The 21388-nt window shown below is 72.1% G+C and carries 19 protein-coding genes; 4 read left to right on the top strand and 15 right to left on the bottom strand.

Features of this window, described 5'->3' with window-relative positions; genetic code table 11:
• Window positions 1-184: 184 nt before the first annotated feature.
• From CK485_RS09170 to CK485_RS09200, 7 genes are all read right to left on the bottom strand, one after another.
• Window positions 185-598 carry a DUF3151 domain-containing protein gene (locus CK485_RS09170; RefSeq protein ID WP_109448898.1) on the bottom strand — a complete coding sequence of 138 codons (414 nt, stop codon included), beginning with the start codon at window positions 596-598 and terminating at the stop codon, window positions 185-187.
• A 156-nt stretch (window positions 599-754) separates the two neighbouring features.
• Window positions 755-1777 (bottom strand): class II fructose-bisphosphate aldolase, encoded by a 1023-nt coding sequence (gene fbaA, locus CK485_RS09175; RefSeq protein WP_109448900.1) that lies wholly within the window; start codon window positions 1775-1777, stop codon window positions 755-757.
• Window positions 1778-1975: 198 nt separating this feature from the next.
• A complete protein-coding gene (pyrE, locus tag CK485_RS09180) occupies window positions 1976-2515 on the bottom strand; it encodes an orotate phosphoribosyltransferase (protein ID WP_109452669.1) in 540 nt (179 codons plus the stop codon).
• Window positions 2516-2554: 39 nt separating this feature from the next.
• Window positions 2555-3370 carry an aldose epimerase gene (locus tag CK485_RS09185; protein ID WP_109448902.1) on the bottom strand — a complete coding sequence of 272 codons (816 nt, stop codon included), beginning with the start codon at window positions 3368-3370 and terminating at the stop codon, window positions 2555-2557.
• A gap of 9 nt (window positions 3371-3379) precedes the next feature.
• On the bottom strand, window positions 3380-4201 hold the full coding sequence (locus CK485_RS09190) for an SRPBCC domain-containing protein (RefSeq protein WP_109448904.1): 822 nt from the start codon (window positions 4199-4201) through the stop codon (window positions 3380-3382).
• Window positions 4202-4320: 119 nt separating this feature from the next.
• Entirely contained in the window at window positions 4321-4863 is a 543-nt protein-coding gene (locus tag CK485_RS09195; protein ID WP_109448906.1) for a DUF2617 family protein, read from the bottom strand.
• 372 nt (window positions 4864-5235) lie between these two features.
• Window positions 5236-5508: a hypothetical protein gene (locus tag CK485_RS09200; protein ID WP_109448908.1), complete on the bottom strand. Its 273-nt coding sequence runs from the start codon at window positions 5506-5508 to the stop codon at window positions 5236-5238.
• A gap of 223 nt (window positions 5509-5731) precedes the next feature.
• Here CK485_RS09200 and CK485_RS09205 point away from each other — a divergent pair, with 223 nt between their 5' ends.
• Entirely contained in the window at window positions 5732-6892 is a 1161-nt protein-coding gene (locus CK485_RS09205; RefSeq protein ID WP_109448910.1) for a pyridoxal phosphate-dependent aminotransferase, read from the top strand.
• A 291-nt stretch (window positions 6893-7183) separates the two neighbouring features.
• A complete protein-coding gene (locus CK485_RS09210) occupies window positions 7184-8407 on the top strand; it encodes a hypothetical protein (protein ID WP_109448912.1) in 1224 nt (407 codons plus the stop codon).
• 43 nt (window positions 8408-8450) lie between these two features.
• Here the strand turns inward: CK485_RS09210 and CK485_RS09215 are convergent, their stop codons facing one another.
• From CK485_RS09215 to CK485_RS09225, 3 genes are all read right to left on the bottom strand, one after another.
• The gene (locus CK485_RS09215; RefSeq protein WP_109448914.1) at window positions 8451-8981 is read right to left on the bottom strand and encodes a YbjN domain-containing protein; all 531 of its coding nucleotides are present in this window, start codon (window positions 8979-8981) and stop codon (window positions 8451-8453) included.
• 123 nt (window positions 8982-9104) lie between these two features.
• Window positions 9105-11768, bottom strand: coding sequence for an AAA family ATPase (locus CK485_RS09220; protein ID WP_109448916.1), 2664 nt, complete (start codon window positions 11766-11768; stop codon window positions 9105-9107).
• A 139-nt stretch (window positions 11769-11907) separates the two neighbouring features.
• Window positions 11908-12273, bottom strand: a complete 366-nt coding sequence (locus tag CK485_RS09225) for a PPOX class F420-dependent oxidoreductase (protein WP_199239296.1) — start codon at window positions 12271-12273, stop codon at window positions 11908-11910.
• Window positions 12274-12331: 58 nt separating this feature from the next.
• Here CK485_RS09225 and CK485_RS09230 point away from each other — a divergent pair, with 58 nt between their 5' ends.
• Window positions 12332-12763 carry a pyridoxamine 5'-phosphate oxidase family protein gene (locus tag CK485_RS09230; RefSeq protein WP_109448920.1) on the top strand — a complete coding sequence of 144 codons (432 nt, stop codon included), beginning with the start codon at window positions 12332-12334 and terminating at the stop codon, window positions 12761-12763.
• A 71-nt stretch (window positions 12764-12834) separates the two neighbouring features.
• On the opposite strand, the gene CK485_RS09235 is transcribed toward CK485_RS09230, so the two are convergent.
• The 5 genes from CK485_RS09235 to dnaK all read right to left on the bottom strand — a co-directional run bounded on the left by CK485_RS09235 (window position 12835) and on the right by dnaK (window position 18708).
• Window positions 12835-14289 (bottom strand): hypothetical protein, encoded by a 1455-nt coding sequence (locus CK485_RS09235; protein ID WP_109448922.1) that lies wholly within the window; start codon window positions 14287-14289, stop codon window positions 12835-12837.
• A 207-nt stretch (window positions 14290-14496) separates the two neighbouring features.
• The gene (locus CK485_RS09240; RefSeq protein ID WP_109448924.1) at window positions 14497-14949 is read right to left on the bottom strand and encodes a helix-turn-helix domain-containing protein; all 453 of its coding nucleotides are present in this window, start codon (window positions 14947-14949) and stop codon (window positions 14497-14499) included.
• Between the two features lies 1 nt (window position 14950).
• Entirely contained in the window at window positions 14951-16129 is a 1179-nt protein-coding gene (dnaJ, locus tag CK485_RS09245; protein WP_109448927.1) for a molecular chaperone DnaJ, read from the bottom strand.
• A 51-nt stretch (window positions 16130-16180) separates the two neighbouring features.
• Window positions 16181-16846, bottom strand: a complete 666-nt coding sequence (gene grpE / locus CK485_RS09250; protein WP_109448929.1) for a nucleotide exchange factor GrpE — start codon at window positions 16844-16846, stop codon at window positions 16181-16183.
• Window positions 16843-18708 (bottom strand): molecular chaperone DnaK, encoded by a 1866-nt coding sequence (gene dnaK, locus CK485_RS09255; RefSeq protein WP_109448930.1) that lies wholly within the window; start codon window positions 18706-18708, stop codon window positions 16843-16845. The genes grpE and dnaK overlap by 4 nt, the downstream gene beginning before the upstream one ends.
• Window positions 18709-19035: 327 nt before the next feature.
• Here dnaK and CK485_RS09260 point away from each other — a divergent pair, with 327 nt between their 5' ends.
• Window positions 19036-21309 (top strand): (Fe-S)-binding protein, encoded by a 2274-nt coding sequence (locus tag CK485_RS09260; RefSeq protein ID WP_109448932.1) that lies wholly within the window; start codon window positions 19036-19038, stop codon window positions 21307-21309.
• Window positions 21310-21388 lie beyond the last annotated feature (79 nt).

Below are 21388 nucleotides of genomic sequence, written 5' to 3' on the forward strand. Positions count from 1 at the left end.
CTCCTCGATCGTGCTACCGGGTAGCGGTCCGCCCCTTCCGTCGTCGGCATCGGAGCCCCGGTCCCCTCGGGCCACAGCGGCGTACCGGACGCTGCGCCGGGCCCACCCGCATCATTGTTCGATCTCCGCGCCACGGCAAGACCTGTCCGGTGAGCCGGTCACCGGACAGGTCGGCGAAGAACGCTCAGGTGAGCGTGTCCGCGGCGGTCGGCGAGGAGTCGCGCAGGAAGGCGGAGCAGCGCTCGTACTCCTCGTCCTCCCCGATCGCCTGCGCGGCACGGGCCAGCGCGTGCAGGGCGCGCAGGAAGCCCCGGTTCGGCTCGTGCTCGAACGGGACCGGGCCGTGGCCCTTCCAGCCGTTGCGCCGCAGCGCGTCGAGGCCGCGGTGGTAGCCGGTCCTGGCGTACGCGTAGGACTCGACGACGCGGCCCGCCTCGAAGGCGTCGTCGGCCAGCTGCGCCCAGGCGAGCGAGGACGCCGGGTACTTCGCGGCGACCTCGGAGGGCGCGGCCCCCGAGGCCAGCAGCTCGCGCGGCTCGGGGTCGTCGGGCAGGTGGGTCGGGGGCGGGCCCCCGAGCAGGTTCTCGTGAATCGACATGTGTTCCAGTCTGCCGCGTCCCGCCCGTCGCGTGTCACCCACCGGCCACATGGACCGGACCCCGGCGGGGACCTGCGGCGGCCCGGCCGCCGCATGCGCGGCGGTCCCGCCCCCGGCCTTGCCGGAAGCGGGACCGCCGCGGGGCGAACGCGGGCGTCAGCCGATCTTCTTGCCGGCCGAGCGCAGGTTCTCGGTGGCGGTGACCACGCGGGCGGCCATGCCGGCCTCCGCGGCCTTGCCCCAGGTGCGCGGGTCGTAGGTCTTCTTGTCGCCGACCTCGCCGTCGACCTTCAGCACACCGTCGTAGTGGGTGAACATGTGCGCCGCCACCGGGCGGGTGAAGGCGTACTGGGTGTCGGTGTCGAGGTTCATCTTGACGACGCCGTTCTCCAGCGCCTCGTTGATCTCCTCGATCGTGGAGCCGGAACCGCCGTGGAAGACGAAGTCGAACGGGCGCTGCTTGCCGTACTTCTCGCCCACCGCTTCCTGGAGCTCCTTGAGGATGGAGGGGCGCAGCACGACGTTGCCCGGCTTGTAGACGCCGTGGACGTTGCCGAACGAGGCGGCCAGCAGGTAACGGCCCTTCTCGCCCAGGCCGACCGCCTCGGCGGTGCGGAACGCGTCGTCGACCGAGGTGTACAGCTTGTCGTTGATCTCGTGGCTGACGCCGTCCTCCTCGCCGCCGGTCGGCGTGATCTCCATCTCCAGGACGATCTTCGCCTTGGCGGCCTCGGCCAGCAGCTCCTGGGCGATGGCGAGGTTGTCGGCGAGGTTCTCCGCCGAGCCGTCCCACATGTGCGACTGGAACAGCGGGTTGCGGCCCTTGGCGACCCGCTCCTGGGAGATCGCGATCAGCGGACGCACGTAGCCGTCCAGCTTGTCCTTCGGGCAGTGGTCGGTGTGCAGCGCGATGTTGACCGGGTACTTCTCGGCGACGACGTGCGCGAACTCCGCCAGCGCGACCGCGCCGGTGACCATGTCCTTCTTGTACTGACCGCCCAGGAACTCCGCGCCACCGGTGGAGATCTGCACGATGCCGTCGCTCTCCGCCTCGGCGAAACCGCGCAGGGCGGCGTGCAGCGTCTGGGACGACGTCACGTTGATGGCCGGGTAGGCGAACCCGCCTGTCTTCGCCCGGTCGAGCATCTCGTTGTAGACCTCGGGGGTTGCGATGGGCATGTGTCCGCTCCTTGAGGTGTGCGGGTACGTAGTGCAGACGTGACGTCGTCGTCGCCCACATCTTCCCAGACTCCCCACGATGGTCCACACAGCCTCTAGCACACAAACGAGGGTGCGGCCGCCGTTTCACGTGAAACAACGACCGCACCCTCGTTGACGCAGGTCAGCGCCGGTTGACGGTGACCCGCGGAGACCGGGTCAGCCCAGGCCGAGGTCGGCCAGGTCGTACGCCGTGACGTACGGCAGACCGGCCTTCTCGATCGCGGGGGCGGCGCCGCGCTCGACGATGACCGCGACGGCGACGACCTCGGCGCCCGCCTCGCGCGCCGCCTCGACGGCGGTGAGCGGGGAGCCGCCGGTGGTCGAGGTGTCCTCCACCACCAGCACGCGGCGGCCCTTGATGTCCGGGCCCTCGATGCGGCGCTGCATGCCGTGCGTCTTCTGGGCCTTGCGGACCACGAAGGCGTCCAGTCCGCGGCCCCGGGCGGCGGCGGCGTGCAGCATCGAGGTCGCGACCGGGTCGGCGCCGAGGGTGAGCCCGCCCACCGCGTCGTACTCCAGGTGGGCGGTCGCGTCCAGCATGACCTGCCCGACCAGCGGGGCGGCCTCGCCGTCGAGCGTGATGCGGCGCAGGTCGATGTAGTAGTCGGATTCCAGCCCCGAGGAGAGCGTCACCTTGCCGTGGACCACGGCCTTGTCCTTGATCTGCCGCAGCAGGGCGTCACGGGCGTCAGTCATGGTCACGAGGTTATCCGCTCCCGTGTCGCGGTCGCCGCGCTAGCCCAGCCGCTCCCAGGTGAACGACGCCGTGATCTCCAGCGGGTCGATCTTGGTGACCAGCCGGGGGCAGGTGTTGAGGCCGTTGGGCGGGCCGGACTGCGGCTCGACGCAGACCGCCTCGGGTTGCTCGTCGTAGACCACGACCCACGGCGTGGGGCTGGTGACCCGCAGGCGCAGCTGCTCGGGCCAGGTCAGCGCGACATCGACGCCGTCCGGCATGCCGAAGCAGTCGTCCCAGGGGCCGGGTCGCGGCTCGATGCGGTCACCGGTGGGCAGGTGGTCGGCGCCGCGCTCCTCCTGCCAGACCGGGGAGAAGTCCAGGGCGACGTCCTTCCCGCCGAGGTTGCGGCGGAACCACGGGTGCCAGCCCGCCTGCGCGGGGAAGGAGTCGTCGGCCGTCTCGACGCCCATCGTCAGGCGCAGGCTGTCGGGCGTCAGCTCGAAGGACTGCACGACGCGGCCGGGGTACGGCCACGGCTCGGCGAGTTCGTACGAGAAGGCGGCCTCGTTGTCCTCCAGGGTCGGCAGCCGGTCCCACGCGACGTCCCGGCCGGTGCCGTGGATGGCGTGGGGCGCGGCGTTGACGGGGAGCTGGTGGGTCACGCCGCCGTTGCGGAAGCGGCCCTGCGCGGTGCGGCCGCACCACGGCACCATGGGGAAGCAGCCGTAGTGGTCGCCCTGGCGCAGCAGTTCCAGGCCGCCGACCCGCAGGCTCGCGATGCGGCAGCCCGCGGCGGGCAGGATGGTCACCTCGGCGTCGCCCGCGGTGAGGCGGACGGAGGGCGCGCCGGACGCCCCGGGAGTCTCGGTCATACCGCGAATCTACCGGCGCCGCCGCAGCACCCGGCCCACCACGACCGCCGAGGCGAGCAGTGCCGCCGCGGCCGGGGCGGCCCAGCGCAGGGTGTCGGTCGCCGAACCGGTCTCCGGCGCGGGCACGGGGGCGTACCGCCCGCGCGGCGGCGCGTGGTCGACCTCTTCCGCGCTGCGGCCGATCATGGTGCGGCGGGCGTGCGCGGCCTCGGCGGGCGGCTCGTCGCCGTCGCCGCCGGTCGTGCGCAGGTCGTCCTCGATCTCGGCGACCGTCTCCGGTACCTCGACCCCGAGCACGGCGACCCCGTCGTCGTCCTCGCCGTCCGCCCCGTCCTCCGCCTCGCCCTCGCCGGAGGCGTCGGCCCCGGCCGGGTCCGCGGGCTCGGGCAGGGTGACCGGTTCGGCCTGGAGGTCGGTGGTCAGGTCGCTGACGAAACGGTCCAGCAGGCGCCGCCCGGAGGCCTCCGTCGTCGCCTCGTCGTACTCCGTCAGCCGGCCGTCGGCCTGCACGGCTCCCGAGAAGTCCATCCGGGTGCCGCCTTCGGCCGGGTCGAGTTCGATGACCAGGGCCACCTTGATCGCGCCGGTGCCGCGCGCCTCGGTGCCCTCGCCCTCGATCTCGAAGCCCCCGTCGCAGGCGGCGATGCGCAGCGAGCCGCGGTACGTGATCGTCGAACCGCCTATCCGCAGCCGCAGCCGCCCCGCGAGCGTGCCGGCCGAGGAGGCACCGTCGCGCTGCAACGCGGACACGCAGCGCGCCACCCGGTCCGGCTCGGTCAGCGCCTGCCGGACGACCTCCACCGGGAACGGAACGAACGCCTCATGCTCCATACCGGCTGAGCCTACCCACTGGTTCACGGCTCAGGCAGCGTCCGCGCCCCGCGTTCCGGCGTGCCGCGCCGCCGCCCCGTTCTGCGACCGCCGGCCGGCGCGGCGGCGGCCGGTCCGGCTCAGGCCAGCCCCGACACCCGGGTCCGGGTGGCGACCAGCCGTCTTTCCTGCGGGTAGGCGTGCCAGGTGCGCCACTGCACCTCGGCGCCGCCCTCGGGCCCGCGCTGTACGAGCATCGCGGTGAACGCGTTGGGGTCACCGGGGAAGCGTCCGGCCAGGCCGTTGGGGTGTTCGGCGACCAGCGCCAGCAGTTCCTGGGCCCGTCCGGCGAACGCGCCGCGCGGCAGGGTCTCGACGCGGGCGGCGAACTCGTACTCCCAGTCGCCCACGCGTTCGGCCACGCCGAGCGGCAGGGGTGTTCTGCTGCCCGGCAGGCAGGCGACGGTCTCGGAGCAGCCGCCGCCCGAGGCCTCGACGAGCACCTGGTGGGAGGCGCCGAGCAGCCGCATCTGCACCTGGACCCGGGAGGTGCGGGAGGCACCGAGGTCCAGGTCGAGGTCGAGGTCGACCACGGCGAGCGCCGGCAGCGGTTCCTTGCCCAGGCGCCAGGCCAGGTCCCCGGCGCGGGTATCGGTGTAGGCGGTCTGGAGGGTGGTGAGCATGGGTCGGCTCCGCAAGCACGCAGTGCAGTGGTGAGTGGGCCGGCCCGCCCCTGTTCCCTCGCTGTCGAGGGGGTGTGTGAACGGACCCAGGGAACGTCCGCCGGCTCGGTGTCCACGGGGGGTGAAGTCCACGGGGGTCTGGAGAACACGGAATCACGAAACCGGCCGTGCACACAGCTTCTTTACCCATTCACGCCCGGTTTTACATCCGCACGGGCACGTACCAGTTCACGTGTTCACCCGCGCGTCGGGCGCGATCGGCCGTGCCCCGGCGCGCGCATATGCGCGAGGCGATTCAACGGCGTTGCCGCGCAAGCGGTTTGTGCCCCCGACGGCCCTCGGGCCGACCCCCGCCGCCCCCTCGTTCGGCCCTCAGTGGTGGCCGCCTCCGCCGCCGCCGTGGCCGCCGGAGAAGCCGCCGCCGTGGTGGCCGCCGCCGAAGATCCCGCCCCCGTGGTGGTGGCCGTGGTGGTGCGTGCCGGTCCGCGTGCCGGCGTCGGCGCCGGGCAGCCAGGCGCCGTCGTCGAGGCCCGGGTCCGACGAACCGCGTCCGCCGCACCGCCGCTGGTCCGGCCGCCGCGCCGAGACCGCCGCCAGGATCACCGCGCACGCCACGCAGCCGATGATGACGAGTCCGAAGCCCATGGGGCACCCCCGTTCCGATCGCCGCCCGCCGCGCCCCCCTGGTGCAGGGGCGGGCGGTGTGTGCCGGACCACATTCCCCACCGGCCGCGGGGTAAAGCGGAGTTGAGCGGTTCCAGAGGTTCGGCGGGCGGTCCGGGCGCGGTGTGCCGTGGTTGTCCGGGGCCCGCCGGGTGCCGGAGGATGGCGCCGGATCCACGAGGACCCCAGGGACCAGGGAGCGGGCATGGCGGGCAGGCCGGTGTTGAATCGCAGGCTGGACGGGCACGGAACCACGATCTTCGCGGAGATGTCGGCGCTGGCGGTGGCGACCGGCGCGATCAACCTGGGCCAGGGCTTCCCGGACACCGACGGCCCCGAGGAGGTCCGGGAGGCGGCGGTGCGAGCGCTGCGCGAGGGACGCGGCAACCAGTACCCGCCGGGGCCCGGCGTCCCCGAACTGCGGGTCGCGGTCGCCGACCACCAACGCCGGTTCTACGGCCTGGAGTTCGACCCCGACCGCGAGGTGCTGGTGACCGCGGGCGCCACCGAGGCGATCGCCGCCGCGCTGCTCGCGCTGCTGGAGCCGGGCGACGAGGTGATCGCGTTCGAACCCTTCTACGACTCCTACGCCGCGTGCATCGCGATGGCGGGCGCGGTACGGGTGCCGCTGACGCTGCGCGCGCCGGACTTCCGGCCCGACCTGGACGCGCTGCGCGACGCGGTCACCCCGCGCACCCGGCTGCTGCTGCTCAACTCCCCGCACAACCCCACCGGCATGGTGCTCACCCGCGACGAGCTGACCGCCATCGCCGCACTCGCCGTCGAGCGGGACCTGCTGGTGGTCACCGACGAGGTCTACGAGCACCTGGTCTACGACGGCGAGCACGTCCCGCTGATCTCGCTGCCGGGGATGCGCGAGCGCACGGTGTCGATCTCGTCGTCCGGCAAGACCTTCTCGTTCACCGGCTGGAAGGTCGGCTGGGTCACCGGCAGCGCCGAGCTGGTCGCCGCCGTGCGGACGGCCAAGCAGTACCTGACCTTCGTCAGCTCCGGGCCCTTCCAGTACGCGATCGCCGAGGCGCTGCGGCTGCCGGACGGCTACTTCGGCACCTTCCGCGAGCAGCTGCGCGGCAAGCGCGACCTGCTGACCGCCGGGCTGGCCGACGCTGGCCTCGAGGTCCACCGCCCGCAGGGCACGTACTTCGTCACGGCCGACATCGCCCCGCTGGGCGAGAAGGACGGCATCGCCTTCTGCCGGCAGCTGCCCGAGCGCTGCGGCGTGGTCGCGGTGCCCAACGCGGTCTTCTACGACGACCCCGACGCGGGCCGCAGCCAGGTGCGCTTCGCGTTCTGCAAGCGCGAGGAGGTGCTGCGGGAGGCCGTGGCACGGCTGCGCGGGTGCTGACGCGCGCCGGCTACGGACAGGCAGCAGCGGTTCACCCTGTGTTCGCCCGGCGTTCGCGAACCGGGGGATGACTTGCAGGAAGCTGTGAACAGGCCCGGGCGACGGCAGACCTGACGCAACCCGTTCCCGTTTTCCACCGTCCTTCACCTTTGGTGGTGGATACGCGGATCCCGGCGCGCCGACGACAGCCGGTCGGTGATGCGTCCGGGCCCGATATCCGTCAGGCTTTGTCAGAGGCTTGTCGTCAGCACGGTGCCGCGAGGCGGTCGCCCCGGGAGGAGCGAGAACAAGGTGTATACGGCCGAGCCGGTCCCGACGCAGGCTCCTCCCGCACCCGGGGGCCCGCCCGGCCTGGGCCCCTCGGTCCGCTCCCGGGCCGGCCGGGTGAGGGCGTCACTGCGCAGGTCGGCGCCCGCGCTCGCGGTCTACGCGGCGGTGCGCGCCGCGGGGCTGCTGTTCCTGACGGCCTACGCCTGGTACTCCGGCGCACATCCGCGCACCCTGCTGGGCACCTCCTGGGACGCCCGCTGGTACCTGCGGATCGCCCAGTACGGCTACGGGACGGTCATCCCGTCCGGTACCCAGCACGCCGTGATCTACAACGACCTGGCGTTCTTCCCGCTCTACCCGATGACCGTGCGGGCGGTGCACACCGTGCTGCCGATCGGCCTGGTCAACGTCGCGCTGCTGGTCGCCTGGGCGGCGGCGGGACTGACCGCCTGGGCGGTCTACCTGATCGGCGAGCGGCTGTACGGCCACCGCGTCGGCATGGCGCTGGTCCTGCTGTACGGGCTGCTGCCGCACGCGATCATCCAGACGATGGCGTACACCGAGCCGGTGCTGACCGCCCTTTCGGCCTGGGCGCTGTACGCGGTGCTGACCCGGCGGTGGATCGCCGCGGGCGTCCTGGCGGCGCTGGCGGGCTGCGCGCGACCCAACGGCTGCGCGGTGGCCGCGGCGGTGTGCGCGGGCGTGCTGGTCGACGCCTGGCGCAAGCGGAAGGCCGGCAGACCCTGGTTCGAGCCGCGGGCCTGGGCGGGGGCGCTGATCGCGCCGCTGGGGTGGTTCGGCTACGTGCTGTGGGTGGGCCTGCAGACCGATGACCTCAAGGGGTACTTCACCGTGCAGGCGGGCTGGGGGTCGCGCTACGACTTCGGGTGGAGCGCGCTGCGCTACTTCAAGCACCTGCTGACGCACCCCAGCTACTTCACGTACTACGTGGCGGCCTTCATCGTCGCCGGGTTCGTGATCCTCTTCGTGCTGTGCGTGACCGACCGCATCCCGGTCGCACTGCTGGTGTACAGCGCGGTGCTGCTGCTGATCGGCATCGGCGGCGCCGGCTTCTTCCAGTGCAAGCCGCGCTTCCTGATGCCCGCCTTCCCGGTGCTGATCCCGGCGGCCATCGCGCTGGCGAAGGCCCGGCCGCGGACGGCCGCGGTGGCGGTCGTCTCGCTGGCCGGGTTCTCGTTCTGCTACGGCACCTACCTGCTGACGGTCTCCCCGCTCGCGCTGTAGCGGCGGCGGGTCCGGACCGGGCGGAGGGCGGGGACGGCCGGGGTCACTCCCCCGGCTCGTCGCCCTCCTCGGCGTCCTGCTCCAGGCCGAGCTGCTCCACGACCCACTTGTCGAAGTCGATCGAGGCGCGCACCCAGCTGACGGTGGAGGAGACGAAGTGCTCCAGGCCGACGCCGAGGCCCAGCAGCAGCTGCGCCTCGCCGATCAGCCGCACCGTGCCGTCGTCGTGGGTGTGGGTGTAGACCTTCGGCCACAGCGTCTGGCGGTTCCAGCCGTCGATGACCTCCAGCAGCCTGCCCTTGTCGTCCAGGCTGTAGGGGCGGTCGTAGAACGTGCGGACCGCGAAGACCTCCTGCTCGCCCTCGCCCCGGAACATGAAGTACGTCCGGAAGTCCTCCCAGGGAGCGGCGAGGTCGCCCTCGTCGTCCACGACGTACTTCAGCTCCATCTGGTCCAGCAGTTGCTTGACCAGATCCTGGTCCGGCCTGATCACGCCGCCTCCGGGCGGTCCGGCGGGCGGCTCGTTGGCGGGCCGGCCGCCGAAGTTCGGAATCGAGGACGGGTCAATGCTCACCGCGGGTTTCCCTTCGTACGCCGATTGCGCCATCCTCCCGCACTCCGGCGGGGGCGTGGCAACCCCCACCGGCAGCGGGTCGCCGGTGCCCCCGAGGCACCGGCCGGGCGGCGCCGCGAGGGGTCACCGCACGGGCGCTACCTCCAAGTGTCCCTCTCCGTCACCGGAGGCCACGGTCACCTTGACCGTGTCGCCGTCGCGGACCTGACCGCCCAGGATCTCCCTGGCCAGCCGGTCGCCGATGGCGGTCTGCACCAGCCGGCGCAGCGGCCGGGCGCCGTAGGCCGGGTCGTTGCCCTCGCGGGCCAGCCAGCCCAGCGCCTCGTCGCTGACGTCCAGCTCCAGGCGCCGGTCCTTGAGCCGGTCGCGCAGCCGGTCCACCTGGAGCCCGGCGATCCGCTTCAGCTCCTCCTCGTCCAGGGCGGAGAACACCACGATGTCGTCCAGCCGGTTGAGGAACTCCGGCTTGAAGGCCTCGCGGACCGTCTGCATCACGCTCTCGCGCTTCTGCTCCTCGGTCAGCACGGTGTTGACCAGGTAGTGCGAGCCCAGGTTGGACGTGAGGATCAGGATGGTGTTGCGGAAGTCCACCGTGCGGCCCTGGCCGTCGGTCAGGCGGCCGTCGTCGAGCACCTGGAGCAGCACGTCGAAGACCTCCGGGTGGGCCTTCTCCACCTCGTCCAGCAGCACCACGGTGTACGGCCGCCGCCGCACCGCCTCGGTGAGCTGGCCGCCCTCCTCGTAGCCGACGTAGCCGGGCGGGGCGCCGACCAGCCGGGCCACCGAGTGCTTCTCGCCGTACTCGCTCATGTCGATGCGGACCATCGCCCGCTCGTCGTCGAAGAGGAAGTCGGCGAGCGCCTTGGCCAGCTCGGTCTTGCCGACGCCGGTCGGGCCGAGGAAGAGGAACGACCCGGTGGGCCGGTCCGGGTCGGCGACGCCGCTGCGGGAGCGCCGCACCGCGTCGGAGACCGCCCGCACCGCCTCGGTCTGGCCGATCAGCCGGTGGCCCAGCTCCTCCTCCATGCGCAGCAGCTTGCGGGTCTCGGCCTCCAGCAGGCGCCCGGCCGGGATGCCGGTCCAGGAGGCGACGACCTGGGCGATGTCGTCCGGGGTGACCTCCTCCCCGACCATGCCCTCCAGCTCGCGCTGCGCCTCGATCGCCTCGGCCAGCTCCTTCTCGGCGGCCGGGATCTGCTCGGTGCGGATGCGGCCGGGGGTGACCCAGTCGCCGGTCTCGGGAGCGCGCAGCTCGGCGCGCTGGAACTCGCTCTCCAGCTCGTCCAGCCGCTTCTTCAGCTCACCGACGCGGTTGTGGACCTCACGCTCCTTGTTCCACCGCGCGGTCAGCCCGCGCAGCTCCTCCTCCTTCTCCGCGCGGTCCCTGCGCAGGGCCTCCAGGCGCTCGCGGGCGTCCGGGGCGAGGCTCTCCTCGGCCTGCTCGCGGCCGTCCGCCTTCTTGAGCTTCTTCTCCTTCACGCCCGAGGTGGCCAGCAGCGACTCCTCCTCCATGCGCAGCCGGTCCACGGCGCGCTGGAGTTCGTCGATCTCGACCGGGGAGGAGTCGACCTCCATGTGCAGCCGGGAGGCCGCCTCGTCGACCAGGTCGATCGCTTTGTCGGGCAGGAAGCGGGAGGTGATGTAGCGGTTGGAGAGGTTGGCGGCGGCCACCAGCGCGGAGTCGGCGATGCGCACCTCGTGGTGGGCCTCGTAGCGCGGCTTGAGCCCGCGCAGGATCGCCACCGTGTCCTCGACCGAGGGCTCGGCGACCAGCACCCGCTGGAAGCGGCGCTCCAGCGCCGGGTCCTTCTCGATGTGCTCGCGGTACTCGTCCAGTGTGGTCGCGCCGACCATGCGCAGCTCGCCGCGGGCCAGCATCGGCTTGAGCATGTTGCCCGCGTCCATCGAGGAGTCGCCGCCGGCGCCCGCGCCGACGACGGTGTGCAGCTCGTCGATGAACGTGATGATGCGGCCGTCGGACTCCTTGATCTCGGCCAGCACCGCCTTCAGGCGCTCCTCGAACTCGCCGCGGTACTTCGCGCCCGCGACCATCGCGCCCAGGTCGAGCGCGACCAGCCGCTTGTCCTTCAGCGAGCCGGGCACGTCGCCCTTGACGATGCGCTGGGCCAGGCCCTCGACGACGGCGGTCTTGCCGACGCCGGGCTCGCCGATGAGCACCGGGTTGTTCTTGGTGCGCCGGGAGAGCACCTGCACGACGCGGCGGATCTCGTTGTCCCGGCCGATGACCGGGTCGAGCTTGCCCTCGCGGGCGATGGCGGTGAAGTCGGTGCCGTACTTCTCCAGGGCCTTGTAGGTGGCCTCGGGGTCGGGCGTGGTCACGCGCGTGCCTCCGCGGGCGGTCTCGAAGGCGTCCAGCAGCGCGGCGGCCGTGGCGCCCTGGCGGTCCATCGACTCGGCGACCGTACCGCCCTTGGCGGCCAGGCCGATCAGCAGGTGTTCGGTGGAGACGTAGGCGTCGCCCAGCTCCTTGGCGCGCTGCTGGGCGTCGGCGATCACCGCGAGCAGGTCACGGGTGGCCTGTGGCGGGGCGACGGTGGCGCCCTGCACGGTGGGCTGGGCGGCGAGCGCGGCGTCGGCGGCGGTCAGCAGGCTCTTCGGGTCGGCGCCGACGGCGGCGAGCAGGTCCTTGACGTTGTCGTTGTCGGGCTGCTCCAGCAGCGCGACGAGCAGGTGGGCGGGGGTCAGGTCCGGGTGGCCCGCGGACACCGCCCGGCTGTTGGCGCCGCTGAGCGCCTCCTGGCTCTTGTTGGTCAGCTCTGCGTTCACGTGTGGGTGGACCTCCTCGGCGCGTCCCGTGGTTCCTGCCATGTCAAGTGTAAGGCAACTTGAGTCGAGTGTGCTCAACTTTGGCGGACGAGATGAGCCGGACCGCCTCGCGGTGCGCCGGCCCCCTCCCCGCCCGGGGTCACAGGCCCCAGCTGCGGACCGAGCGGGGGTGGACGCGTATCACCTCGGGGCTGAAGTGCGGGCCCAGGCCGTGCGAGCCGGTGAGCAGCTCCGCCTCGCCGCGGATGTCCACGCCGCGCACGGTCCACGGCTCGACGCTCACCACGTCGTCGACGACGAGCGCGATCCGCGGATTGTGGGTGAGGTTGCGCCACTTCTTGGTGGTCCCCATGGCCAGGCCGCCGATCAGGATCGTGCCGTCGTCCTGGAGGAAGAAGCCGACCGGGTTGGCCTGCGGCTGGCCGTGCCGGTCGACGGTCGCCATGCGGCCGATGCGCTGCCCCGCCAGGTAGGCGCGCTCGGCCTCGCTGAAGAAGGTGGTCATACCGCCATCGTCACGCGCCGCCCGCCCGGGCGCATCGGCCGCCGGTAGCGTCTGGCCCATGTCGATCGACCTCGGCCGTCCCGGGCCCGACTTCCTGGCCTTCTGGCGCACCCCGCTCTACAGCGCGCTGACCACCCCGCGCCCCGACGGCACCCCGCACGTCGCCCCCGTCGGCGCGACCTACGACCCCGAGGCGCGGCTGGCGAGGGTCACCGCGCGCCGCACCAGCGTCAAGGTGCGCAACGTCCTGGCGGCGGGCGCGCCCGGCCTGCGCGCCGCGCTCTGCCAGGTCGACGGGGGCCACTGGGCCACGCTGGAGGGCGTGGCCCGGGTCAGCGAGGCCCCGGAGGCGATCGCCGAGGCGGTCCACCGCTACGAGGAGCGTTACGGCAGGAAGGTCAACCCGAACCCGGACCGCGTCGTCATCGAGATCGCCCTCACCCGGGCCATGGGCCGCATCCCTGCGGCGACCACCGCACAGCGGCCCTGAAGCCGGCGGGCCCGAAGCGCCGGCCGGGCTGAAGGGCCCCTGCCCCGGCCACGCCCCGCCTGCCCCGTGCCTCAGGCCGCGCGGTCGAAGCGCCGGCGCGCGTCGTACGAGGCGAGCGCCCTGGCCAGTTCCGCGCGGCCGGGGGCCAGCAGGTGCGTGGAGGTGCCGATGGCCGGGGCGCGCCGCACCCGGGCGCGGAACTGCGCGTCGTCGAAGACCTGCTCGCGCGTGCGCAGGCCCATCAGCATCCGGGTCAGCCCCCGCCAGACCTCCCCGTCGCTCGCCGCCGCCGCGCACGCCTCCGACAGCAGCGGCCGGCCGCCGAGCGCGGTGGGCACCGACGGCGCCGGGCGTCCGGCGATCGCGGCCCGCCACTGGGCGATCCGGATCCGGTCGTCGTCCACCGACTGCCGGAACCACGGCCCGTACAGCGCCTCGTTGGACCGGGCGACGCGGCGGCTGAGCGCGATGTCCACGGCGGGCGCCGAGGCCAGCAGGTCCGCCAGCCGGAACGCGCCCGCCAGCGCCAGCGACACCCCGCGACCGTAGAGCGGATCGGTGACGCACACCGCGTCGCCCACCGCGAACAGCCCCGCGACCGGCCGCTGCCGGGTGGTGGCCGGGCCGCGCAGCGCGTTGTGCGGCGCGGTCATGGTGTGCACCGGCGAGACGGGGTCGGCCTGCTCCAGCCACGGCGCGAGGCCGGGCGTCAGGCGGGCCACCGCTGCGAACCGCTCCGGGTCGCCGAGTGCCGCCAGCGTCTGGTCGCCGGGCAGCGCGCCGATCAGCACGCCGAACGTGCCGTGCTCCCCCGGATGCAGCAGCCCGGCGTAGTGGCGTCCCAGGATCCCCGCCGCGTTGCCCCGGCCCAGCGGTCCCGGACGGGCGCCGGGACGCAGGCGGTGGAAGCGGGAGAAGACGCTCAGGCCCGAGGGCGCGGTCTCGTCGTCGGCGACCGGCACGCCCGCGGCCGTCAGCCAGCGCCGGGACTCGGCGCGCCGGCCGGTGGCGTCGATCACGACGTCGGCGCGGAGCGGACCGCCCGCGGTGACGACGGCGGCCACCCGGCGGCCGTCCGGATCAAGGCGCAGCGCCCGCACCCCGTCGCCGTACGCGATCCGCACGTCGGGCAGCGCCCGCACCGTGCGTTCGAGCACCAGGTCCAGCGTGCCGCGGCGGCAGCCCAGGGCGGTCAACTCCGCGTCGTCCGCGCGTGGTTCGCGGTCCGCGACGGTCGGCGGCAGCGCGGCGGTGAGGTCCAGCTCGACCGCGCCCGCCTCGCGCAACGCGGCCAGCACCCGCGGCGCCCGCTCCCGCAGGACCTTCACGCCGAGCGCGGCCAGTGTGTGGGAGTGCGCGGCCTGCGGCACCAGCGGGCGGTGCCAGTCGCCGACCACCTCCCCGTACGGCCCCTCGGGTGGGCGCGGCCCGCGTTCCAGGACCACGATGTCGTGCCCCTGCCCGGACAGCGCCAGCGCGCTGGCGAGTCCGGCGACGCTGGCTCCGGCGATGACGACGGCGGCCATGGCTTCCTCCTGGTGTCCTCATGCGGCGTGTCCCGTGCTCGGGTCTCCTCGTGCGGGGGTGAGCCCGGTCACTGTCAACCCGGCTTCTCGATTCCCGCTCGCGCGGACGTGCGGGCACGACCGCCCGGGCCGCCCGGACACGCCGAAGGGGGCGGACCGCCTCCTCGACGGTCCGCCCCCTTCCGGGAAGCGCCTGCGCGAACGCCCCTACTCGTGCGTCCGCTTGGGCCGCCACACCACCAGCGCGCTCGCCTGCCGCACGTCCTCGTAGGGCACGAGGTCGCGCCGGTAGGAGGCGTGCACCGCGGCCTCGCGCTGCCGCATCGCCGCCGCCGCGCTCTCCAGGCCCGACTGGAGTTCTGCGACCCGGGCCTTGAGCGCGGCGACCTGGTTCTCCAGCTCGATGATGCGCTTGATCCCGGCGAGGTTGATGCCCTCGTCCTGGCTCAACTGCTGCACCTGACGCAGCAGTTCGATGTCACGCGCGGAGTAGCGGCGGCCGCGGCCCGCGGTGCGGTCGGGGGAGACCAGGCCCAGCCGGTCGTACTGCCGCAGGGTCTGCGGGTGCAGCCCGGAGAGCTGGGCCGCCACCGAGATCACGTACACCGGTGACTCGTCCGTCAGCTCGTAGGGGTTGCGCCGTACGCTCCGGCCGTCCATCTCATGCTCCCTTCGCGGCCTTGAACAGCTCCGCCCGCGGATCCTCACCCGCGGTCGCCTTGCGGTACGACTCCAGCGCCTGCAAGGCCTCGCCGTCAACCGTCGCGGGCACCGCGACCTCGACGGTCACCAGCAGGTCGCCGCGGGTGCCGTCCTTGCGGGCGGCACCCTTGCCGCGCGCCCGCAGGGTGCGGCCGTTGGGCGTGCCGGGCGGGAGCCGCAGCGTCACGGCGGGGCCGTGCAGCGTCGGCACCTTGATCTCGCCGCCCAGCGCCGCCTCCGGGAAGGAGACCGGCACGGTGACGGTGAGGTTGTCGCCCTTGCGCCCGAAGACGGCGTGGGTGCCGACGTGGACCACCACGTACAGGTCTCCCGCGGGGCCGCCTCGTTCGCCCGGGGCACCCTTGCCGCGCAGCCGGATGCGCTGCCCGTCGCTGACGCCCGCCGGGATGCGCACCTGCATGGTGCGGGCGCTCTTGGCCCGTCCGCTGCCCTTGCAGACGTCGCACGGGTCCTGGGCGATCATGCCGCGGCCCTTGCACTCCATGCAGGGGTCGGTCAGCGAGAAGCCGCCGCCCGCGCCCCGGGAGACCTGACCGGTGCCCACGCAGGTCGGGCAGACCCGCGGGGTGCCGTTCTTGTCCCCGGTGCCGGCGCACGCCTTGCACGGCGCCGACGAGGACATGCGCAGCGGCACGGTGGCGCCGTCGACGGCCTCGGTGAAGCTCAACGTGACCTCGGACTCGATGTCCTGGCCGCGCCGCGGCTGGGTACGGGTGCCCGCGCCGCGGTTGAACAGCCCGCCGAACACGTCGCCCAGGCCGCCGCCGAAGCCGCCCGCGTTGCCGGTCCCGCCGGGCTGGCCGCCGCCGAACAGGTCGCCCAGGTCGAAGCCGAAGCCACCGGCCCCGCCCGCGCCGCCCGGCGCGCGGAAGCCCCCGCTGCCGAACAGCGTGCGCGCCTCGTCGTACTCCTTGCGGCGCTTGGGGTCGGACAGCACGTCGTTGGCCTCGGAGATCTCCTTGAAGCGCTCCTCGGCCTTGGCGTCGCCCTTGTTGGCGTCCGGGTGGAACTCGCGGGCGAGCTTCCGGTACGCCTTCTTGATCTCCGCCTCGGTCGCGTCCTTGGGGACGCCGAGGACCTTGTAGTAGTCCTTCTCGACGAAGTCCTTGGTGCTCATCCCCGGCGTCCCTCCTTCCCCGCTTCCGGTCCGGCCTGCCCGTACCGCGCGTCAGCCCTCGTCCGGGCCACCGCTCTCCTCGTCATGTGCGTCCGCCGTGTCCTCGGCCTTGCCCTGCGCCCCGGGCTGCGGTTCAGCGACCGCCACCCGGGCCGGGCGGATCGTCCGTTCGCCGATCCGATACCCCGGCTGGAGAATCTGCACGCACGTGGTCTCCGAGACGTCCGGCGAGTAACTGTGCATCAACGCCTCGTGGACCAGCGGGTCGAAGGGCTCGCCCTCCTTGCCGAACTGCTGCAGGCCCATCTTCGCTACGACCGTCTCCACCGACTCGCCGACCGACTTGAAGCCGCCGACCAGCTCGCCGTGCTCCCGGGCGCGCCCGATGTCGTCGAGCACCGGCAGCAGTTCGGTCAGCAGGTTGGCGATGGCGACCTCGCGGACCGCGATGCGGTCCCGCTCCACCCGGCGGCGGTAGTTCTGGTACTCCGCCTGGAGGCGTTGCAGGTCCGCGGTGCGCTCGGCCAACTGGCCGCGTACCGACTCCAGTTCCTTGTCCGCTCCCGAAGACGCCGGGCCCCGGCCGTCCCCGGCCGGGGCGCCCGGGCCCGCCTGTTCGGCGGACCCGGCGCCCTGCGCCGCGTTCTCGGCGGTGGCGTCCGCGTCGACGGGGGCGTCGGCGGGCTCCTTCGGGAAGCCCTGCGACTCCTCCGTCACGCGGCACCACCCTCGCGCTTGTCGTCGTCCACGATCTCGGCGTCCACGACGTCCTCGGCGCTCTCGTCCTTGGACATGTTGACGTTCTCGCCGCCCTCGGCGCCGGCACCGGCCGTCGCACCCTCGGCCTGGGCGTTGGCGTACATCGCCTGGCCCAGCTTCTGCGAGGTGGCCGCGACCTTCTCGGTGGCCTCGCGGATCGCCGCGACGTCCTCGCCCTTGAGCTTCTCCTTCAGCTCACCGACCGCGCCCTCGACCTCGGTCTTGACCTCGGCCGGGACCTTGTCCTCGTTGTCCTTGAGGAACTTCTCGGTCTGGTAGACGAGCTGCTCGGCCTGGTTGCGGGTCTCGGCGGCCTCGCGGCGCTTGTGGTCCTCCTCCGCGTACTGCTCGGCCTCGCGCATCATGCGGTCGATGTCGTCCTTCGGCAGCGCGGAGCCGCCGGTGACCGTCATGCGCTGTTCCTTGCCGGTGCCCAGGTCCTTGGCGGCCACGTGCATGATGCCGTTGGCGTCGATGTCGAAGGTGACCTCGACCTGCGGCACGCCGCGCGGGGCCGGCGGCAGGCCGGTCAGCTCGAACATGCCGAGCTTCTTGTTGTACGCCGCGATCTCGCGCTCGCCCTGGTAGACCTGGATCTGCACGGACGGCTGGTTGTCCTCGGCCGTCGTGAAGATCTCGGAGCGCTTCGTCGGGATCGTGGTGTTGCGCTCGATCAGCTTGGTCATGATGCCGCCCTTGGTCTCGATGCCGAGGGACAGCGGGGTGACGTCCAGCAGGAGGACGTCCTTGACCTCGCCCTTGAGGACACCGGCCTGGAGCGAGGCGCCGATGGCGACGACCTCGTCCGGGTTGACGCCCTTGTTGGCCTCCTTGCCGCCGGTCAGCTCGCGCACCAGCTCGGCGACGGCCGGCATACGGGTGGAACCGCCGACCAGGACCACGTGGTCGATCTCGGACAGCTGGATGCCGGCGTCCTTGATGACGTTGTGGAACGGGGTCTTGCAGCGCTCCAGCAGGTCGGAGGTGAGCTGCTGGAACTGCGCCCGGGTCAGCTTCTCGTCCAGGTGCAGCGGGCCCTCGGCGGACGCCGTGATGTAGGGCAGGTTGATCGAGGTCTCGGTGGACGAGGACAGCTCGATCTTGGCCTTCTCCGCCGCCTCGCGCAGGCGCTGGAGCGCCATCTTGTCCTTGGACAGGTCCACGCCGTGACCGGACTGGAACTGCTTGACCAGGTAGTCGACGATCCGCTGGTCCCAGTCGTCGCCGCCGAGGTGGTTGTCACCGTTGGTGGCCTTCACCTCGACCACGCCGTCGCCGATCTCCAGCAGCGAGACGTCGAAGGTGCCGCCGCCGAGGTCGAAGACGAGAATGGTCTGGTCGTCCTTGTCGAGCCCGTACGCCAGCGCGGCGGCCGTCGGCTCGTTGACAATGCGCAGAACGTTCAGACCCGCGATCTCACCGGCCTCCTTGGTGGCCTGGCGCTCGGAGTCGTTGAAGTACGCCGGGACGGTGATCACCGCGTCGGTGACCTTCTCGCCCAGGTACGACTCGGCGTCCCGCTTGAGCTTCTGCAGGATGAAGGCCGAGATCTGCTGCGGCGTGAAGTCCTTGCCGTCGATCGCGATCTTCCAGTCGGTGCCCATGTGGCGCTTGACCGACCGGATGGTCCGCTCGACGTTGGTGACGGCCTGGCGCTTGGCGACCTCGCCGACCAGCACCTCGCCGTTCTTCGCGAAGGCGACGACGGACGGCGTGGTCCTGGCGCCCTCGGCGTTGGTGATGACGGTGGGCTCACCGCCTTCGAGAACACTGACGACGGAGTTCGTCGTGCCCAGGTCGATGCCGACCGCACGTGCCATGGTGGATTCCTCCAGCGACTTGAGTGGAACTGACTCAAGAGTGCCGGACGGCTCGCCCGCTGTCAACAGACATGAGTCGAGGCGGCTCAACTCTTGTGCGGGTAAGCAACGCATAAGCGCGTGCGCGACTCGCACCCAGGCGTGATCACGCAGGGTCGCCTCAGCGATGCAGATCACCGGCCGGGCGGCTGTATGAGGCGGTGTTTAGCGGGTAGTCTCGGAAGACCACGTAAGTTACCGCTTAGTAAGAACGTCGTTCCCCGCCGTAGCGAGCAGCACGAGCGCTACCGCTGGCACAACGTCCGCGCAGGTACGAGGAGCCCCTCCATGCAACTCGCCGCGATCATCGTGTCGCTGGTACTCGCCGCGGTCGGCGTGGCGTTGTTCGGCCGAGCCATCGCCCAGATCTACCGGTTCACCCGGCTGGGACAGGACGTGCCCGCCGGCACCCGCACCGACGAGCCGGTCGCGCGTACCGTCACCGTCGCCAAGGAGTTCCTCGGCCACACGCGGATGAACCGCTGGGGCGTGGTGGGCGTGGCCCACTGGTTCGTCGCGGTCGGCTTCTTCACCCTGGTGCTCACCCTGGTCAACGCCTTCGGCCAGCTGTTCAAGGCCGACTGGCTGCTGCCGGTCATCGGTGACTGGACGATCTACGGCGTCTTCGTGGACTTCGTCGGCGTGATGACCACCCTCGGCATCCTCACCCTGATGGTCGTCCGCCAGCTGAGCCACCCGCGCCGCCCCGGCCGCAAGTCGCGCTTCGCGGGCTCCAACTTCGGCCAGGCGTACTTCGTCGAGTACGTCATCCTGATCATCGGCGTCTGCATCTACTCGCTGCACGGCCTCGACGGCGTGCTGCACGGCGCGACCCACTACCAGGCGACGTACTTCCTGTCGTACCCGCTGGTCGCCGCCTTCCGCGGGCTGTCCACCGCGACGCTGCAGAACCTCGTCTACCTCTTCGCCACGATCAAGATCGCCACCTCGTTCATCTGGATGATCACGGTCTCGCTCAAGACCGACATGGGCGTCGCCTGGCACCGCTTCCTGGCGTTCCCCAACATCTGGTTCAAGCGCGAGGCGGACGGCGACGTGGCGCTCGGCGCGCTGCAGCCGATGGTCTCCGGCGGCAAGCCGATCGACTTCGATGACCCGGGCGAGGACGACCAGTTCGGCGTCTCCCAGATCGAGCACTTCTCCTGGAAGGGCATCCTCGACTTCTCCACCTGCACCGAGTGCGGCCGCTGCCAGTCGCAGTGCCCGGCCTGGAACACCGGCAAGCCGCTCTCCCCGAAGCTGCTGATCATGTCCCTGCGCGACCACGCGCACGCCAAGGCCCCGTACCTGCTGGCCGGCGGCGGCAAGGACGCCGAGGGCGAGGAGAAGGGCACCGAGGAGCAGCTCGCCGGTGTCCCGGCGGCCGCGCTGGCCGAGGCCGAGCGCCCGCTGATCGGCACCGCCGAGGAGAACGGCGTCATCGACCCCGACGTGCTGTGGTCGTGCACCACCTGCGGCGCCTGCGTCGAGCAGTGCCCGGTGGACATCGAGCACGTCGACCACATCGTGGACATGCGCCGCTACCAGGTGATGATCGAGTCCGCGTTCCCGTCCGAGGCGGGGACGATGCTCAAGAACCTGGAGAAGAAGGGCAACCCGTGGGGCCTGCCGAAGAAGCAGCGCCTCGCGTGGGTCAAGGAGGTCGACTTCGAGGTCCCGATCGTCGGCGAGGACGTCGAGGACCTGACCGAGGTCGAGTACCTGTACTGGGTCGGCTGCGCCGGCGCGCTGGAGGACCGGGCGAAGAAGACCACCAAGGCCTTCGCCGAGCTGCTGAACATCGCGGGCGTCAAGTTCGCGATCATGGGCGGCGAGGAGAACTGCACCGGTGACTCGGCCCGCCGCCTGGGCAACGAGTTCCTCTTCCAGCAGTTGGGCGCGGAGAACGTCGCCACGCTGAACATGGCGTTCGGCGAGGACGACGAGGACGAGTCGACGAAGAAGCCCGCGTCGAAGAAGAAGATCGTCGCGACCTGCCCGCACTGCTTCAACACGATCGCCAACGAGTACCCGCAGCTCGGCGGACACTACGAGGTCATCCACCACACCCAGCTGCTCCAGCACCTGGTGGACGAGGGCAGGCTGGTGCCGGTGACCCCGGTCGAGGGCATCATCACCTACCACGACCCGTGCTACCTGGGCCGCCACAACAAGGTCTACACGCCGCCGCGCGAGATCATCGCGAAGGTGCCGGGCCTGCGCAACGAGGAGATGCACCGCCACAAGGAGCGCGGCTTCTGTTGCGGCGCGGGCGGCGCGCGGATGTGGATGGAAGAGCGCATCGGCAAGCGCATCAACAACGAGCGCGTCGACGAGGCGCTGTCCCTCAACCCGGACATCGTCTCCACCGCCTGCCCGTTCTGCCTGGTCATGCTGACCGACTCGGTCAACGGCAAGAAGAACGACGGCGTGGCCAAGGAGTCCATCCAGGTCGTGGACGTCGCCCAGCTCCTGCTGGACTCGGTGAAGACCCCCAACGACGGCACGGGCGAGCCGGAACCGTCCAGCGCGCCGGAGCCGGAACCGGAACCGGCGAAGTAGCGGCGGACGAACGCCCACCACGGCAGACGGCCGGTGCCCCGGGTCGGGGGGCGCCGGCCGTCGGCGTGGGGGGGCGGCG

It is taken from the genome of Streptomyces sp. ICBB 8177, assembly GCF_003144095.1.
GTDB lineage: Bacteria > Actinomycetota > Actinomycetes > Streptomycetales > Streptomycetaceae > Streptantibioticus_D.

Bases quoted from the DNA above. Each gene is read 5' to 3' on its own strand.
- CK485_RS09185 (WP_109448902.1), bottom strand. From the start codon at position 3,370: ATGACCGAGACTCCCGGGGCGTCCGGCGCGCCCTCCGTCCGCCTCACC.
- CK485_RS09205 (WP_109448910.1), top strand. From the start codon at position 5,732: ATGGCGGGCAGGCCGGTGTTGAATCGCAGGCTGGACGGGCACGGAACC.
- pyrE (WP_109452669.1), bottom strand. From the start codon at position 2,515: ATGACTGACGCCCGTGACGCCCTGCTGCGGCAGATCAAGGACAAGGCC.
- fbaA (WP_109448900.1), bottom strand. From the start codon at position 1,777: ATGCCCATCGCAACCCCCGAGGTCTACAACGAGATGCTCGACCGGGCG.
- CK485_RS09225 (WP_199239296.1), bottom strand. From the start codon at position 12,273: ATGACCACCTTCTTCAGCGAGGCCGAGCGCGCCTACCTGGCGGGGCAG.
- CK485_RS09235 (WP_109448922.1), bottom strand. From the start codon at position 14,289: ATGGCCGCCGTCGTCATCGCCGGAGCCAGCGTCGCCGGACTCGCCAGC.
- CK485_RS09240 (WP_109448924.1), bottom strand. From the start codon at position 14,949: ATGGACGGCCGGAGCGTACGGCGCAACCCCTACGAGCTGACGGACGAG.
- CK485_RS09190 (WP_109448904.1), bottom strand. From the start codon at position 4,201: ATGGAGCATGAGGCGTTCGTTCCGTTCCCGGTGGAGGTCGTCCGGCAG.
- CK485_RS09170 (WP_109448898.1), bottom strand. From the start codon at position 598: ATGTCGATTCACGAGAACCTGCTCGGGGGCCCGCCCCCGACCCACCTG.
- dnaJ (WP_109448927.1), bottom strand. From the start codon at position 16,129: ATGAGCACCAAGGACTTCGTCGAGAAGGACTACTACAAGGTCCTCGGC.
- CK485_RS09230 (WP_109448920.1), top strand. From the start codon at position 12,332: ATGTCGATCGACCTCGGCCGTCCCGGGCCCGACTTCCTGGCCTTCTGG.
- CK485_RS09200 (WP_109448908.1), bottom strand. From the start codon at position 5,508: ATGGGCTTCGGACTCGTCATCATCGGCTGCGTGGCGTGCGCGGTGATC.
- dnaK (WP_109448930.1), bottom strand. From the start codon at position 18,708: ATGGCACGTGCGGTCGGCATCGACCTGGGCACGACGAACTCCGTCGTC.
- CK485_RS09195 (WP_109448906.1), bottom strand. From the start codon at position 4,863: ATGCTCACCACCCTCCAGACCGCCTACACCGATACCCGCGCCGGGGAC.
- CK485_RS09260 (WP_109448932.1), top strand. From the start codon at position 19,036: ATGCAACTCGCCGCGATCATCGTGTCGCTGGTACTCGCCGCGGTCGGC.